This window comes from Dyella tabacisoli, assembly GCF_003350925.1.
Lineage (GTDB): Bacteria > Pseudomonadota > Gammaproteobacteria > Xanthomonadales > Rhodanobacteraceae > Dyella_C > Dyella_C tabacisoli.
The window spans coordinates 403,664-418,181 of record NZ_KZ857177.1 but is presented as its reverse complement, the minus strand read 5'-3'; the positions used below and the strand labels follow the sequence as shown (position 1 = coordinate 418,181).

Genomic DNA, 14,518 nt, shown 5'->3' with positions numbered 1-14,518 from the left:
TGCGGCTCCCCCGTCCCGTCAATTGATTTCGATCATGGTCGCGCTGAGTTTCATGCTTTGCCCGCCGTTCGCTTGCAGGCTGGCCGCCGTCAAATCCAGCTTGACCGTGCCGGCGGTGTTCTGGATCACTACTTGATTGGCTTTCAACGTAAGCACATTGGCGGCGGTGATGCTGACATCGCCCTTGCTCTCCACCACGATGCGTTTGTTGACCGTATCGATCTGTACCTTGTTCTGCTGCTCGTCGATCAAGGTAAGTTGCCCTTCCTTGCTATCGTCGAAGATCAATTGCTTGCCCTGGCGGGTCTTGATAACGCGCACATCTTGTTGACGCTCGACGCCATCCACCGGCGGCTTGATTCCACCGTTCCAAAGCACGCCGAGCACGAAAGGCTGATTGATATTGCCGCCGGCAAAAGCCACCAGAACGGATTGGCCTTCGCTCGGCAGGAAAAAAGCACCGTAGCCCGGCCCCCCGTAGAAGCTCATTACCTGCAGCCAATCCGATTCGATCAATGCGCCGGCGACCTGAAAGTTCACCGTGATACGGCCCAGCCCATCCGGGTCATTGGTCTGCTTGACCTGCGCCAGTGTTACGCCAGCGAGCTGCTGTCCGGGAAACGCCTTGGGTATCGCGAAATCCGGGGTCATGCGCCGGTTCTCCTGAGTTGCAGCGTGGTGTGGTAACCGGTGCTGTCGTCGTAGCTGTGCTTGCTCGACTTGACGTAGTAAATGCCGTCGAAGCGCTGGCTGAGGCCGGTCAGGCGAATATTGACCCCGGCAACCAAGGCCGGATCACCCTCCAGCTCCAGTTCGCCTTCGATAAAGCGATTGATGTTTTGCATGAACTCGGCGTTGGCGCGAGCTTGCAAGGCCTCTACTTTGGTAATGGTTGGATCGGTAATCGTGATCGCCGCGGTGGGGAAAGCATCGATAAAGTCGTAACCCGATTCGCTGCCGCCCATGCGTGCGCGCACTGTATTGGGATTGCTCTGTGCGCTGATTACCTTGTTGATCGCGGGATCGAAACCGAGCATCTGCACCTCGCTGCCCTCGGTGGGCACGCGCAACTGCAGGCTCACGCGCTTTACGTCGCGTGGAAAACCCAACGACTTCACCGGGCTCAAGCCTTCGGCGCTGGGCCGGAACACCAGCGTGGTGTCGTCGACGACCAGCTCATAATTAATCAGCTCGCAACGACTCAATAGAAAATGGTAATTGGTCTGTTGGCGTTGCCAGACGCAGGCATTGAGAGACACCGGTGCGCCAGGGGTACTGATGCGCACCTTCGATGACTCGGCTACTTCCGCGGCGATCTGGTTTTCGTTGCGTCCCTTGAATACCTTGGTGTGATTGCCGAAACGCAGGTTGGCCATGGTGTCGAAGCCGCTGATGGTCGCCACCGAGTAAGCATCGAAGTTGGGGTCGATGGAAAAAATCTGCCCCGTGATTAGCGACTCAGTCTGCCCCAGGCCCATCTGAATGCTGATCTGGTCGCCAGGCTTGAAGACGTCCAGATCGGCGCCCTGCCAGTTGCCCTGCTGCGACAGCATATTGAATTTGAAACTGAACATGCCGGGCACATTGATCTCGTTGGAAACCTCCACCGAATGCACGGCAGCCAGCATCGACAACGGCAACGGGTTGCGGTTGAGCAGCAGTCTGAAGGCACCTGTTTCGGTCACCGGTCCGGGCATGCTCATACCCTCGCAGGCGGCGAGTACGACTCGCCATGCACGTCGATAATCACCAGCGTCTTGCCGATATCGGCCGGTGTCGGAAAATTGAGCGGGTCGTAGATATTGTTGGCGTCGGCGATCAGCCGCCATAACGATGCATCGCCCAAGGTCTTGTGCGCGACCAGGTATAGCCGGTCGTTCTCGGCCACGGTCCAGAACTGCCGGCAGTTGTAATAACCGCGCGCGGCAAGATCCTGTTGCGTGGTCAGTACCGATTTGAAAGTGACGCCCAGTTCGGCGCGCACTGGCACACCTGATTCAAGAAACAGCGTGAATTTCTGTTCCAGCCGCACGATCAGGCCGGTGAACAAAGCACCGGCCCAGGCGAACACCACGGTCGGCGGCTCCTTGCGTACACCGGTACCTACCGTGGGCTGGGTCAGCGCCGCGATTTTGTCGGTGTAGCGCCGCACATCGGTCTTGCTGTCGTAGGTATCGAAAAACAGATTGACTACCAGGTCGTCGTCGTTGACCCGCTGAAACTGGATGTTCGACCCCTCGCCTTGCACCACCACCGACTTGTTGAGCGACAGCTCGGTGGGGTTGTACATCACCGGGATGGTCTCTGCCGTGGGCTGCACGATGATCTTGGCTTTTTCGAGCATTACAGCCCCCGCCGATAACGTTCGAGGCCGGAGCGCTGCGCCATGATGCCGACCACTTTCTCAGCCAGCGCATGCACCAGGCGCGGTGTCAGCATTGCTTTCTCCACCTGCTCGCGCGATGGACTGGCCTGGGCGATTTCATGGACGATTCTGCGGGTGATGCGTTGCTCGATGCGCTGTATCTGCTTGTCGAGATGGATGCCTGACCGCGTCGGCGCTTTGCGATAGCCGAGCGTGGCGGTCTTTGGCGTGGCATAGCTTTGCAGCGTCGGCGACAACTCGGCGTATGAACCGGATTCCAGAAAAGGTTTATCGCCTATAGCCGGGCCCGCTGGAGACCCGTGCGATATCCCGTTCGGGTTGAACCGCACGCCCTTATGCGTCGCGAAAAATAATAAGGGCGCTGGAAGCATCCGTCGCGATGTCGAAGACTTGCTACCCGCCCAAGCCCGGCTTGCCACACGCGATGGGAAATCACGCGCAGGTCTTTCGACGTTCACTGCGATGAATCGCATTGCCTCAGGCCCTCGGACATCGGCCCATCGGACATCGGCACGTATGCCCGGTGACGAAGCCAAGTTGGCAAGTTCGGGGAAACCAGCCGTGGCATGCGGACCCGTTTGCACAGCTCTTGCAGGCCATAACCGCGATGCAAGGTGGCGCTTAGCGAAAGCCGATCGCGCAGAAGCATGCAGCGATGCTTTTATATCCGTGCTTTTTGCCCTCCGGCTCGATACCGTTCGCAACTCCCGTGCGAGCGGCGGGTAAATACTCTGTCGATAAGACGAGGGTCCGACGGGCACCACGTGCATGGCATGACGGCCAGGTATCGTCAGTGGCAACGCGCGCCTGCTCCATGCTGCGGCATTCAAGGCAACATTCAAGAAAGGGGCTGTTATACGCCCGGCCTGCCACCTCGCCGGCCCGGTGGCGTGACGCATATCCATGGATGAAAACCGCGCCGCTTTCATCACCCGCATCAAGCGCCGAGCATCGCTACGTGCAGACCCGCTTGCAGGCAAGATCACATACCTAAGCGCCGCCGCCGCATGTGGCGATGATTGGGCAAGGCGCACGGTGCGAGTCAATGTCGGCAACGATACGCGGCCACGCCAGACCAGCCGATACTGTATCTGCACGGGGCGCACCGCCAGCTTCAGGTAATACAGTTCGACCTGATCGCCCGCCATGCCCGACAACGCATGGTGCGTCATGAATCGCATACGGCGTGCGAACCCGCCATGCGCGGCACGCCTGGCAATGCGTTGCCGCGTAAATCGTATGGCGGGGGCGCGTGGCACTAGATGCCTGCCGTTGCGCTGGCTACGCCTGCGGCCGCCGCGTAGGCGGTTGCCGCCTGGCTCTTCTTGATGCCTTCATGCGCCAGTACAAAACGCTGCGTGGCGACCAACGTCTGGCTGGCGTCGAGACTGGGACCCTGCCATTCGATCGGATAGGCGTTGTAGAAGTCATACCAGACGTAAGGGATGCCAAGATCATTAAGCAAGTAAATCGAGCCGTTCTTGCGTTTGATCTTGCCCTGCAAGGTGGACTGGAACCACAGCCATACGGGGTCGAGCGCAGTGATACCCGACTCCAGCGTGATGTCGCTATAGCTCACCTGCCCGCCAAGCTTGTACTCCTTGTCGTTCACCCCGCCTTCGCGCACCGTGCGCACCTCCATCTTCGATTCCAATCCGCTTACCGAGGTAAAGCCGCCGACCAGAATGCCCTCCACTTCAACGAAAAAGTTGTAGGCCTTGAAGGGATTGAGATGTTTACCCATGCGCTGCACCGCGGCGGCGGCAGCGTTGATGCCCAGTGCCATGTCATCCCTCCAGGTCGAGGCTGCGGCGTGCTTCGTCGGCGCTCATTGTTTTGTTGATGCGGCTGATGTGTTCGCAGAAACGGCGGCGTTCGCGGTGTTCCAACGCCAGCACCTCGTCGAGCGACCAGTGAAAGTGGTAGGCGACGAAGGCTATCTCTGCGTAAAGTTGATCGGATGCGGCCACACCTCCGACTTTCCCAAAGGGCCGCCCAGCTCCTCGGCGAGGGCTGCCGTGCCGGCGTCATCCACCTGGTTGATGCGGTTGTAGAGCTGCTGCAGCGCATTGAAATCGGCAGAGAACAGCTCTTCGATGACCTTGGTGTTTATCATCTCCAGCGTGCCCAGCTTCACCACCACGCGCGAGAGCACGATGATGGCCAGGTAGCTCGGATTGGCCTGCACGCGGTGATCTTTCAACGGCAGAATTTCGTCGCCGGCCGTGGCGAGCCGCATCACGCCCTGGCGATGCAGCGTGCCGTCGCTATCGCGGTAGCCGATCGGCAGGGTGAATTCGACTTCCGTACTTATCACGCTCATGGTGTTGCCCTCGGTCTGCAAAAATCGTCAACAAGAAATCGTAAGCATCACGGGTGGACATCATTTGATGCGGTTCATGTAATCCATCGCCAGCTCCAGTGTCTCCACCAGCACATCGCTGCTGCTGGCATTGAGTCCGCTGGTTTCATATTTCACCGGCCATGCATTGATGATGTTCCAACGCACCTTCTCGGTACTGTCGGCCCCCATCAGTACCAGCGAGATATTTTTTTGCGCACTCGGACTGCCTGAGCCCAGTTGCGAAACCTGCTGCTGCCAGTTGTACAGGTCCATGCTGTCGGTCAGCCCTTTCTTGAGGCTGAGCCGGCCGTAAGTGGTCAGCCCCGACAGCGGGCGCTTGTAGATCGGATCGGTGCCTTCGCGATAATCGACCGTGTCGACAGTGATATCGGGCACGCTGGCTTCCGAAAACGCGGCGATCTGGATGCCGGCGATCTCGACGCGAAAGCGGAAGCCGCGGTAGGGGTCGGTCAGTTGGGTGGCCATATGTCAACTCCAGCTTAGCTGCCCGAATCCGGGCCAGCGGTCTTCTGCGTAATACGGATGATGACGAATTCAGCCGGATAGACCGGCGCCAGGCCGATGTCGATATAGAGCTGACCCAGCATACGCGTCTCTGGCGGGTTGTTCGATGCGTCGCAAGTAACGAAGAAGGCTTCTTGCGGAGTGGCGCCGAACAACGCGCCCTGATTCCACAACGTCGTGAGAAAGGCATCGACATCCCGTGTCACCGCCGACCACAGCGCCTGGTCGTTGGGCTCGAATACAACCCATTGCAAACTGTTCTTCAGGCTTTGCTCGACAAAGATGAAAAGCCGTCGCACGCTGACATAGGTCCACTGCGTGTCCTGCGATACGGTACGTGCGCCATAGATGACGTTGCCGTAATTAATCAGGTTACGCAGCGTGTTGATGCCATTGGGGTTCAAGCTGTCTTGATCGGCATCGGTAAGCTGGGCCATCAACGCCACTACCGTGCGCATAGCGCCATCGTTGACGCCCGCCGGCGACTTCCACACTCCGATGGAACCATCGGTGTAGGCGTAGCGGCCCAACGAAGGCCCCGAGGGTGGAATCGGCACATTGCTATTGCTGAGCGGATTAAAAATCCACGCCCACGGATAATAAAGCGCACCGTAGCTGGAGTTGATCGCCTGGCTTCCGGTCAGCGTGCCGGTCTTGAAGGCGATAATTTCCTGCACGTTCTGGTTGTACGGCGGATCGGCGGCATAGAACAGACTTGCCAGATCCTGACACAGCAGCAATCCCTGATTGATCGCCTGGCCCTGTTTCACCGCATCGGTGTTGCCGTTGCTATCGGTAATGGTCACCGTGTCCGGCATTGCCAGCAGGCTTAATGCCTGCACCGTCTTGAGCGTGTTCAGGCCGCTACCGAGATCCCAGTTGGCCGCTGCGCCGCCGGAAAGGGTCGTCGGTGTCTGGGTGTTCGGTGGGCGCTTGCCGTCACTGCTGGCGACGCGAATAAACATCGACTGCGTATTGATGCGCTGCGTAAAAGTTAATCCGGCGTCGGTGAAGCCGTTGAATGCCTCAAGTACGTAATAGTTCTTATTGTTGATGAGCGTGCTGGTGATGCCGTTCTGCCGTACGTAGGCGGTCAGCAACTGGGTGGGAAGATTCGGCGTTCCACCGCCGGTGCCGTCGATCACCCCGGCATCCACGACGACCTGCAGGTTGAATACCGGTGTCGGAGGCGGCGCGCCGCCGCCGCTATTGGTGACGACCGTATTGTTGCTGATGCAGACCTGCAGGCTGTTGCCCCAGATCCCCAGGCTGGCAGCTTTGAACTTACTGCTGCCAACCGAAGCGGTGGCGGCTTTGCCGGTGCCGGCGTCTTTAACCCGCACCACATAGCAGCTAGTGCCGCCCTCCTGGAAGAACTCATACACCGCCCATGAGGTAAAGCCATACCAGATGAGACTGCCGAACTGGCGGGTGAAGGCGTTCCAACTGGTGATGAGCGTGGGCGTATCGGGTGGCCCGTTCTCGACCACACCAACGAAGGCAGCGACCGAGGTGGAGGCACCCTGGATGCTACGGGTGCCCGGTATTTCTTCGATATAGATACCGGGGTGCAGATAATTGGCCACTATCCTCTTCCTCGCGATGTTGATTCAATCGATCACTAAACCTCGAATACCCCAGCGACTTGCTGCACGCGCCCGGAGGTCACCGCGATCAAGCGCTCTTGGCGGATACGCCCGGCGACCTCGAAGCGCAAGGTGACTTGGGTCGGGCTGGCCAGCTTGCCCGGCAATGCCAGCGTGTAAGGCTGATCGCGTGCGCAACGCGTCTGTACACGGCGCGGCCGCCCGCGTACCGAGCAGTAATCGGCGCTGATGGTCACCTCGCCCCGCACGGCCGATCCCAACCGGCCGCGAATCAAAGTCGAATGCGCCGGATACTCATAGCACGGTCCGGGCTCCAGCGCGCACTGCAAGCACCGTTCGGACAACTCGGCCTTATCGTGCACGCTGAAGTCGAGCTGATAAGGCTTGAATGCCGCCGTCCACACATCGAGCAGGTAATGGCCGGGCGCGAGATCCAGCAACGCATAGCGCGCCTGCGGTTTTGCCAAAGGTTTTACCGGCAGGCCATTCAACCGAAAACGCGGTGCCGCTCCCAGCGCCGGCTGATCTCGGTGACGATCCACCAGCTCGATCACGACACTCAGGTGGTGCATGGCGTCTCCGGGTTGAAGTTCTCCGGCAACGGTCGGGTATTGACGATGGACAGCTCGGTCTGGGTAACCATATCGGTGTCGAACGGCCGACCCGAAGGAATGCGCACCGGAGAGAGCAGGTAGAGCTTGGTCAGCTTATAGGGCTTGCCACCGAAGCCCGCCCATAGTTCGCGCAATGCCTCGATGGAGCTGTCGCGCGGCACGATGTCGATACATTGATTGCCGGTCTGTTGCAGGCCTGGATGCAGCAAAGGGCCTTCCAGCGCCGCAACGTCGTGAAACAAGCGCAGCAATTCATCCGCAAGCACCAGCTCCAATTCCGCCGACTTGGCATAAGGCACCATCATGTAGACGAGATCGACGACCAGCGGCGCGGGTGTCACCTGCAGCGTATTTGGCCCGGCGGACACCGGCTGGCGATGACTCAAGGTCGGCGGCAGATTGCGCAGCCACACGTTGTGTTCGATTTGATACAGATACAGCGACAGCTTGTTTTCGCCGACCGCTTCGATCTCGGCCGGCGACTCGAACACCACGGCCGATTCCGCCGACAGCAGTGGAATATGTTCGCGCACCAGCTTGCGCAGCGACTCGCTTACCCAACGGATGACCTGGCTGCTGTCGTAGTCAGCCGGTTTTTTAGCCGCCGGCTCATCGTCGCCTTGGCCGGAAAGCGCTGATGAAGTGGAAGTCGTCGGCATCGGCATCCCTGCTACAGGGTAAATAACGTATAGGCGGGACTCACCCACTGCGGCTGACGCGTTCCCACTTGCGCATACACCGAAATGTCGGGATCGCCGGCCACCTTCAAATAGATGAAAGGCAGATCTTCGGGTTGCCATGACACATAGGCCAGCATGACGACATCCGTCGCGCTGGATCCTTCGGCCGCACCGGTCTGCATCAGGATTTGATTATTGGTGTAGGACAGCAGGGATAGCGGAATGCTGCCGCCATTGGTGCTGCTCAATGAAACACCGAGTGATTCGCCCGACCTCGGCCCAAGCGCCCAGACCACCTTGCCCTGCCGCGGATCGGTAGCGACCCCGATGTCCACTTGCTTGTTTGGTTTGAGCCCGCTGATGGTGAACAGCACACTGCGATAATCGCTGATCGGTGCTTGTATCACCGCGCTGATACGCCCGTTGCGCCATTGCACCGGGCGCTCGTTGCCCAGATAAGCCTCGATGACGGCCTCGTTATTGAGCGTGCAATAACCTTGCAAGAACGTCGTATCGGGGGCGACATCCAGAAACAACGTCAACGTGAAGTCGCTCAGTGACGGCGCAATACTCGACGTGCGCAGCGCCAGCACGTCGTCATTGAATGACACGCTTTGCAGCGTCGGGGTGCTGCCATAGACGCCGTCCGGCAGCACGTTATACGAGAATCCCAGACTGTCGCCCATGCGCCTGCCCAACGACCACTTCACGCCAGGCGTAGTGAAGGTGAAGTTGAGGCTGGAGTTGGCCGCAACATTACTGAACTGCAGTACGACGGGAATCACAGTGCGATGCACGATCCTCGCTCCTTCGTGTGGGGTCAGAAGTCGATGGCGAAGGCACTCAGGCCCACGACGCTGGTTCGATCGGTACGTGACTGCAGTGTCGCTATCGCGCCGGGGGGTAGATCCACGCGCCCCCGCAAGTCGTGCTGAGCCGTCCGCACATAGAGCTGCACCAGGATCTCTTGGCTGTCGTTATACGTCTGCACGTAGAATTCCCGCACATTGATTAGAAAATTGCTCAAATACAGCGCCTGGTCGCGCGTCGTGGAAAAACTAAGACCCACCAGCCCCTTGCCGTCGCCTTCACTCCATGCGGCAGCCTGATCGTCGCGGATGGTCACGAACACTTTGCTATTGGCTCGTACATTCTGCAAAACGATGCTGACGGGCTGGTAAGGCACCGGCTCGTCAGCTTGAAAGATGCGGCTCGCCAGCGCCGCCTCGTTCAAATGCGAACGAAGATGCTTCTGTTGGGCAGGCGTCAGGGTGGATGCATCGTCTGCATCGGAAGCCAATGCCTCGTCGACCGGTACGTCCGTGCCGGTTTCCATCGCATCGCCAGAGCGAGCAGGCGACTTGCGCGAAGCCTTGCTCTCTGACTGTTTCTTTGGATCATCCATGACGATCACGAACCGATCGAAATAACGTTCTTTCCAGCCTTCAAGGCACCACTTGTCTGAGTTCCCATCACCGTATAAGACGAATTGATCGCGGGGGTGGCGGCCAAATTGATGGTCAGCGTCGGGTCGCCGCCCCCATTGGTAAAGGTCGCCCAAACAACGCCTTCCATGCCCTCATCCTCGCCACCTTTGCTGATATTGAGGAAGAGCTGCTGGCTCGACACACTAAAACTCATCAACGGTGGCGTGCTGTTGGCCAGGTAGGGCTGGAGCTGCGCCTTTTCACCCTTGGTAATCAGGAAGCTGTTGGTATCGACGATATCGATCTGAATCGCTTGATTGCTGATGTCTTGCTCAAACTGGAATTTAAAGGCGACCTGATACTTCTGCGCGGCTTGCATGGCATCCTCCTGGGTATCCCCAAGTGTTTTTGCTGGCAACTACGAAAGCAGACGTACGGCCCCCCTCGCGCCGGCATACCACGATGTCACGGTATGGTCGTGCGCAGCGGTGCCTGCATCTGCGGCGATGCACGGCTGTATCGTGGAGATGATTGGCATCCTGCCGTGCGCGATCCGGGCCAACCCGGTTAACCAAACGCGACGCCCTGCCTGGTCAGGCAATAAGCCTCCACGCGGCCGGATATTCCGGCCGCGTCGATCGGTTGACACGATCACCTCAAAAGCTGATTTTTCTAACCGAAGGCGTTATGAAACCGGCGACCATGGGAAATAGCTAGGCGAGTTATTCAGCACATGCCATTTGCCGCTATTGAACGAAACGGAAACCGCCGTACTATTATCGGCATCCGTATATAGCTCGAACTGCTGCAGGCTTTTCTCACCGGCCAGAAAGCACTGCGACTCGAAGTTCCATGTATTGCCGCCACCACCGCTGGAGGCGGTCGTAAAGATGGCATTGCTCGGGGTTATGCTGACTTGAGAAAGCGGCAGCGTTCCGCCGCTGTTAACCAACAGCGTAAGTCCACTCGACTCGTCGTCTTCATTGCCCAGGCTCCAGGCAACCGGAGAGCCGCTGGTCTTGGACTTGAGATAAACGTTGATCGTCGGCCCTGCCGAGGTGCCGCTGATCTGCAAAGCAATATTCATATATTGATTGTAGTTCTGTGGATTAGTAGAGGCATGGCTACCCAAGTTGCTTTTGCCACTTACGCCGGGTTCTGTGCTGCTCATGTTAGTTACTCCTGCTCTGGGGTTACTTGCGAAAAGTTACCGACCAAAAAACTGGATCAACTGCGTCATGACGTCCCACCTTCCGACCAGGCACACCTCACATTGCATGTGCATGCCTGATACGAAGAGACTTAAAAGCACTAAATATTTCGACATAATCACGTTACCGTGACGGGGCTGTTGCAGCTCGAGTCAATGGCTCGCCGGATTTAGCACCTCGACCGCCCCCGGTAGATGCTCCGACGTACAAGGGCAAGATATTGCCGCAACGTATGTGTTTACTGAGTGTAGGGGGATAGTCGCATCATTAATGGACTATCTGCCCTTGCACTGCCGTCGCCCGCTCTTGTCAAAGTACCGTAGCTTATCCAAGAGCTAATGTAAATCGGTTTATGCATTCATTTTCATAAATGGACTATTTTTCAAATAATCTCATTACATTACGTCATCTAATGACTACGTTACTGCTCTTTGCAGCCACCGTCATTCAGCCAGTCATTCAGATAGTCACCTGTTGCATCGTCGATAAATAAACTCCATTTACTATTTTATTATATTAATTGCGTCGAAATAATTTACGCAGCTACCGCCGTCTGCTACGCAGACATTACTTTAATTACATACCCATTGAGATGAAATTCACGTGAAAGAAAATCATTGCCGCTATTCCATATATATCTGGTAATGCATGTTTCCGATTCAATCAGCGCAAACCACTTCCAATAAACGATCCGCTCTCGATGTCCACCTCGCCGCCGCGATCCACAACAAAACTGGCCCACCAAAGCCTGTAGCACCGAACGACAAGTCAGCCGCATCAACGTGAGGAAGATTGCGTCCAGCCCATCGCTGATGCGATAAAGCCGCTCCCCAAGAGTCTGTTCAAAGTCTCTTACGCCCACTGACAAGCCAAGGAATCTGCTCATGCGAAAGATCGTCTGCGCCATCATGTCCGTGCTGTTGCTTGCGGCTTCGCTCGGAGCGTCCGCGCAGGACGTGGTGCGTTACAAAATTCCCGACAGCGACTTCCCCATTTCAGCGGCAGTGGAAGTACCGGCCGGCAAAGCTACGGTCTATGTCAGCGGCAACGTGCCGCCGGTAGTCGAGCCCAAGGCAGCCAAGGATTCCGTCGCTGCCTACGGCGACACCAAGACACAAACCATCGGTGTGCTGACCTCCATCGAGAAACAGCTCAAGAGCATGCACATGAGCATGCGCGACGTCGTAAAGATGCAGGTCTTCCTGGTGGGCGACGAGAGCCACGGCGGGCACATGGATTTCGCCGGTTTCATGGCGGGCTATACGCAGTTCTTCGGCACCAAGGAACAACCCAACCTGCCGGCACGCTCGGCCTTCCAGATAGCGGCGCTGGGCAATCCAGGCTTTCGTGTCGAAATCGAGGTGATCGCCGTTCGGCCGTAATGTCTCCAGGGATGCGCTGACCTATTCAGCGCATCCCTGGCCGCCGATTCGGAGCTGGCAGCCGCATGCGTTAAGATTCGCAGTTGCCTCGAATGACCCGGCCTCGTAATCACACATGTATATGTTAGTTTTCGCCGCGCTTGTTCTGTCGGCTCTTTGGTTCATGTTCTCCTATTGGCAACGCTCCCGACGCGGTCGCGGGCGTAATACGCGCAGAACGGATCGCTTGTCCGCACAGGCGCGGCGGACCCATGCAAGTAAGGCAAGGGCCGCGCGTAGCGCAGCGGAGCCGATTCAACGCAGCCCAGCCGTAGCGGACAGGCGCACAGCCGCTGAAAGCATGACTACCGAGCCATGGCGATCGCATCGCCCGGCACCGCCAAGGCAACTGCCGGCCGCTGGGGACGCGCCGATGAGCACCCGGATGCGTCCGCCAGCGACCTCGACGGCCGGCATCGTCCGCGCGTTGAGCGGCATGTCCGACGCCAGCACCGACCGTGCACCGCCGGTGCCAACACCGCAGCCGCAATCGCAATCGCAACCGATCGAAGCTCACATACCGACCGATGCCGATCCCGTACTGATTGCCTTTCCCCAGCGCACGCCGCCTGCCCCTGCCTTGCCGACGGCAACGCCGGCTGCCGCGCGAGTGGAACGACCCGCGCCGCCGATAGCTGCCATGCCGGCCGTACTGCTCAGCGCGTCCAACGACGACGAACCGGTTATACCTGCGGTACTGGCGACTCCAAGCCATACGGCAGCATTGATTCCGGTGGCTGCCCCGGCCCGACGCAAGTCGATCGATTTGCCGCCACTGGACTTGCTCGCGACGATGTCGGAGATAGTCGACCTGGAACCGGCCGAATCACTGGCCGAAACCGGCGAGTTGATCGAACAGCGCTTGCGCGAGTTCAAGGTGCCGGTGTCGGTGGTCGGCGCGTCCGCCGGTCCGGTCATTACGCGCTACGAGGTGGAACCCGCTGTCGGCGTGCGCGGCAACCAGATCGTCGCGCTGATGAAGGATCTTGCCCGCGGCCTCGGCCGCACCTCGATTCGCGTGGTCGAGACCATTCCCGGCAAGACCTGTATGGGCCTGGAGCTACCCAACGAACGGCGGCAGATGATTGGCCTGGCCGACATCTTCCGCTCCGACGCCTACCGTCACCACGACTCCCCGCTGGCATTGGCGATGGGCAAGGACATTACTGGCGAGCCGGTAGTCACCGACCTCGCCCGTGCGCCGCATATGCTGGTCGCCGGCACTACCGGATCGGGCAAGTCGGTGGCGATCAACGCCATGATTCTCTCGCTGCTATATCGGGCCACGCCCGAAGAAGTACGGATGATTATGATCGACCCGAAGATGCTTGAACTCTCGGTCTATGAGGGTATTCCGCATCTGCTCGCGCCTGTCGTCACCGATATGAAGCTTGCCGCCAACGCGCTTAACTGGTGCGTGGCTGAGATGGAAAACCGCTATCGGCTGATGTCGGAGCTGCGGGTACGCAACCTCGCCGGTTACAACCAGAAGATCCGCGACGCCCGCGCTGCCGGCACGCCGCTGCTTAATCCCTTCCCCATCCATGTCGAAACGCCTGAGCTGCTCGACACCTTGCCGCTGATCGTGGTGCTGATCGACGAGCTGGCCGATCTGATGATGGTCGCCGGCAAGAAGATCGAAGAACTGATCGCCCGTTTGGCGCAGAAAGCGCGCGCCGCCGGCATTCATTTGATTCTTGCCACCCAGCGCCCTTCGGTCGATGTCATCACCGGCCTTATCAAGGCGAATATTCCCACCCGCGTCGCCTTTCAGGTGTCCTCGAAAATCGACTCGCGCACCATTCTCGACCAGATGGGCGCGGAATCCCTGCTCGGCCAGGGCGACATGCTGTTCTTGCCGCCGGGCACCGGCTACCCCCAGCGCGTGCACGGCGCCTTCGTCGCCGACGAGGAAGTGCATCGTGTCGTCGCTCACCTCAAGCAATACGGCGCGCCGGATTACCGCGAGGAAATTCTCGCCGGCCCGCCATCCGAAGCAGCCGACCTTTTCGGCGAGGAAGCCGTCGATGCCGAACTCGATCCGCTCTACGACGAGGCGGTCGTCTTCGTGCTGCGCAGCCGACGCGCGTCGATCTCGTTTGTGCAACGACAGTTCCGCATCGGCTACAACCGAGCCGCGCGACTGGTCGAGAGCATGGAGGCTGCCGGACTGGTTTCGGCGATGGGCACCAATGGCGTGCGCGAGGTACTAGCGCCCGGCCCCTCCGATGCAATGTGATCGCAAAATGGCGTAGGCGCGGCGCTAAAGTTCGCTTGTACTCACGTAGGTTGGGTTGCACGCA

The 14,518-nt window shown here is 58.7% G+C and carries 16 protein-coding genes and 1 pseudogene; 2 read left to right on the top strand and 15 right to left on the bottom strand.

The window, feature by feature from the left end:
• Positions 1-18 precede the first annotated feature (18 nt).
• The 15 genes from DVJ77_RS13775 to DVJ77_RS13700 all read right to left on the bottom strand — a co-directional run bounded on the left by DVJ77_RS13775 (position 19) and on the right by DVJ77_RS13700 (position 10,754).
• Positions 19-651 (bottom strand): phage baseplate assembly protein V, encoded by a 633-nt coding sequence (locus DVJ77_RS13775; RefSeq protein WP_114846062.1) that lies wholly within the window; start codon positions 649-651, stop codon positions 19-21.
• Entirely contained in the window at positions 648-1,703 is a 1,056-nt protein-coding gene (locus tag DVJ77_RS13770; RefSeq protein ID WP_225427994.1) for a phage late control D family protein, read from the bottom strand. The genes DVJ77_RS13775 and DVJ77_RS13770 overlap by 4 nt, the downstream gene beginning before the upstream one ends.
• On the bottom strand, positions 1,700-2,344 hold the full coding sequence (locus tag DVJ77_RS13765) for a CIS tube protein (RefSeq protein ID WP_114846061.1): 645 nt from the start codon (positions 2,342-2,344) through the stop codon (positions 1,700-1,702). The genes DVJ77_RS13770 and DVJ77_RS13765 overlap by 4 nt, the downstream gene beginning before the upstream one ends.
• Positions 2,344-2,715 carry a hypothetical protein gene (locus tag DVJ77_RS13760; protein WP_162791487.1) on the bottom strand — a complete coding sequence of 124 codons (372 nt, stop codon included), beginning with the start codon at positions 2,713-2,715 and terminating at the stop codon, positions 2,344-2,346. The genes DVJ77_RS13765 and DVJ77_RS13760 overlap by 1 nt, the downstream gene beginning before the upstream one ends.
• Before the next feature lie 929 nt (positions 2,716-3,644).
• The gene (locus DVJ77_RS13750) at positions 3,645-4,172 is read right to left on the bottom strand and encodes a phage tail protein (RefSeq protein ID WP_114846058.1); all 528 of its coding nucleotides are present in this window, start codon (positions 4,170-4,172) and stop codon (positions 3,645-3,647) included.
• Position 4,173: 1 nt separating this feature from the next.
• Entirely contained in the window at positions 4,174-4,356 is a 183-nt protein-coding gene (locus DVJ77_RS13745) for a DUF6760 family protein (RefSeq protein WP_114846057.1), read from the bottom strand.
• The gene (locus DVJ77_RS13740; RefSeq protein WP_225427993.1) at positions 4,323-4,709 is read right to left on the bottom strand and encodes a hypothetical protein; all 387 of its coding nucleotides are present in this window, start codon (positions 4,707-4,709) and stop codon (positions 4,323-4,325) included. The genes DVJ77_RS13745 and DVJ77_RS13740 overlap by 34 nt, the downstream gene beginning before the upstream one ends.
• A 60-nt stretch (positions 4,710-4,769) precedes the next feature.
• Positions 4,770-5,216: a phage tail protein gene (locus DVJ77_RS13735; protein WP_114846056.1), complete on the bottom strand. Its 447-nt coding sequence runs from the start codon at positions 5,214-5,216 to the stop codon at positions 4,770-4,772.
• A 14-nt stretch (positions 5,217-5,230) separates the two neighbouring features.
• Positions 5,231-6,841 carry a phage tail sheath family protein gene (locus tag DVJ77_RS13730; protein ID WP_225427992.1) on the bottom strand — a complete coding sequence of 537 codons (1,611 nt, stop codon included), beginning with the start codon at positions 6,839-6,841 and terminating at the stop codon, positions 5,231-5,233.
• A 35-nt stretch (positions 6,842-6,876) separates the two neighbouring features.
• Complete coding sequence (locus DVJ77_RS13725; RefSeq protein WP_114846054.1) at positions 6,877-7,434, bottom strand: hypothetical protein; 558 nt, start codon at positions 7,432-7,434, stop codon at positions 6,877-6,879.
• The gene (locus DVJ77_RS13720; protein WP_114846120.1) at positions 7,422-8,135 is read right to left on the bottom strand and encodes a Pvc16 family protein; all 714 of its coding nucleotides are present in this window, start codon (positions 8,133-8,135) and stop codon (positions 7,422-7,424) included. Before DVJ77_RS13720 ends, DVJ77_RS13725 begins: the two co-directional genes overlap by 13 nt.
• A gap of 11 nt (positions 8,136-8,146) precedes the next feature.
• A complete protein-coding gene (locus tag DVJ77_RS13715) occupies positions 8,147-8,953 on the bottom strand; it encodes a hypothetical protein (RefSeq protein WP_114846053.1) in 807 nt (268 codons plus the stop codon).
• A gap of 23 nt (positions 8,954-8,976) precedes the next feature.
• Complete coding sequence (locus tag DVJ77_RS13710) at positions 8,977-9,561, bottom strand: hypothetical protein (protein ID WP_114846052.1); 585 nt, start codon at positions 9,559-9,561, stop codon at positions 8,977-8,979.
• A gap of 5 nt (positions 9,562-9,566) precedes the next feature.
• A complete protein-coding gene (locus DVJ77_RS13705) occupies positions 9,567-9,962 on the bottom strand; it encodes a hypothetical protein (RefSeq protein ID WP_114846051.1) in 396 nt (131 codons plus the stop codon).
• A gap of 306 nt (positions 9,963-10,268) precedes the next feature.
• Positions 10,269-10,754, bottom strand: a complete 486-nt coding sequence (locus DVJ77_RS13700; RefSeq protein WP_114846050.1) for a hypothetical protein — start codon at positions 10,752-10,754, stop codon at positions 10,269-10,271.
• A gap of 924 nt (positions 10,755-11,678) precedes the next feature.
• Between DVJ77_RS13700 and DVJ77_RS13695 the strand changes: the two genes are divergently transcribed.
• Entirely contained in the window at positions 11,679-12,176 is a 498-nt protein-coding gene (locus DVJ77_RS13695; protein ID WP_114846049.1) for a RidA family protein, read from the top strand.
• An 805-nt stretch (positions 12,177-12,981) separates the two neighbouring features.
• Positions 12,982-14,454 (top strand): annotated as a pseudogene (locus DVJ77_RS13690) (DNA translocase FtsK); the annotation flags it as partial.
• Positions 14,455-14,518 lie beyond the last annotated feature (64 nt).

Excerpts from the sequence above, each read along its gene's own strand:
- DVJ77_RS13775 (WP_114846062.1), bottom strand. The coding sequence starts at position 651 with ATGACCCCGGATTTCGCGATACCCAAGGCGTTTCCCGGACAGCAGCTC.
- DVJ77_RS13770 (WP_225427994.1), bottom strand. The coding sequence starts at position 1,703 with ATGAGCATGCCCGGACCGGTGACCGAAACAGGTGCCTTCAGACTGCTG.
- DVJ77_RS13765 (WP_114846061.1), bottom strand. The coding sequence starts at position 2,344 with ATGCTCGAAAAAGCCAAGATCATCGTGCAGCCCACGGCAGAGACCATC.
- DVJ77_RS13750 (WP_114846058.1), bottom strand. The coding sequence starts at position 4,172 with ATGGCACTGGGCATCAACGCTGCCGCCGCCGCGGTGCAGCGCATGGGT.
- DVJ77_RS13740 (WP_225427993.1), bottom strand. The coding sequence starts at position 4,709 with ATGAGCGTGATAAGTACGGAAGTCGAATTCACCCTGCCGATCGGCTAC.
- DVJ77_RS13735 (WP_114846056.1), bottom strand. The coding sequence starts at position 5,216 with ATGGCCACCCAACTGACCGACCCCTACCGCGGCTTCCGCTTTCGCGTC.
- DVJ77_RS13725 (WP_114846054.1), bottom strand. The coding sequence starts at position 7,434 with ATGCACCACCTGAGTGTCGTGATCGAGCTGGTGGATCGTCACCGAGAT.
- DVJ77_RS13720 (WP_114846120.1), bottom strand. The coding sequence starts at position 8,135 with ATGCCGACGACTTCCACTTCATCAGCGCTTTCCGGCCAAGGCGACGAT.
- DVJ77_RS13710 (WP_114846052.1), bottom strand. The coding sequence starts at position 9,561 with ATGGATGATCCAAAGAAACAGTCAGAGAGCAAGGCTTCGCGCAAGTCG.
- DVJ77_RS13705 (WP_114846051.1), bottom strand. The coding sequence starts at position 9,962 with ATGCAAGCCGCGCAGAAGTATCAGGTCGCCTTTAAATTCCAGTTTGAG.
- DVJ77_RS13700 (WP_114846050.1), bottom strand. The coding sequence starts at position 10,754 with ATGAGCAGCACAGAACCCGGCGTAAGTGGCAAAAGCAACTTGGGTAGC.
- DVJ77_RS13695 (WP_114846049.1), top strand. The coding sequence starts at position 11,679 with ATGCGAAAGATCGTCTGCGCCATCATGTCCGTGCTGTTGCTTGCGGCT.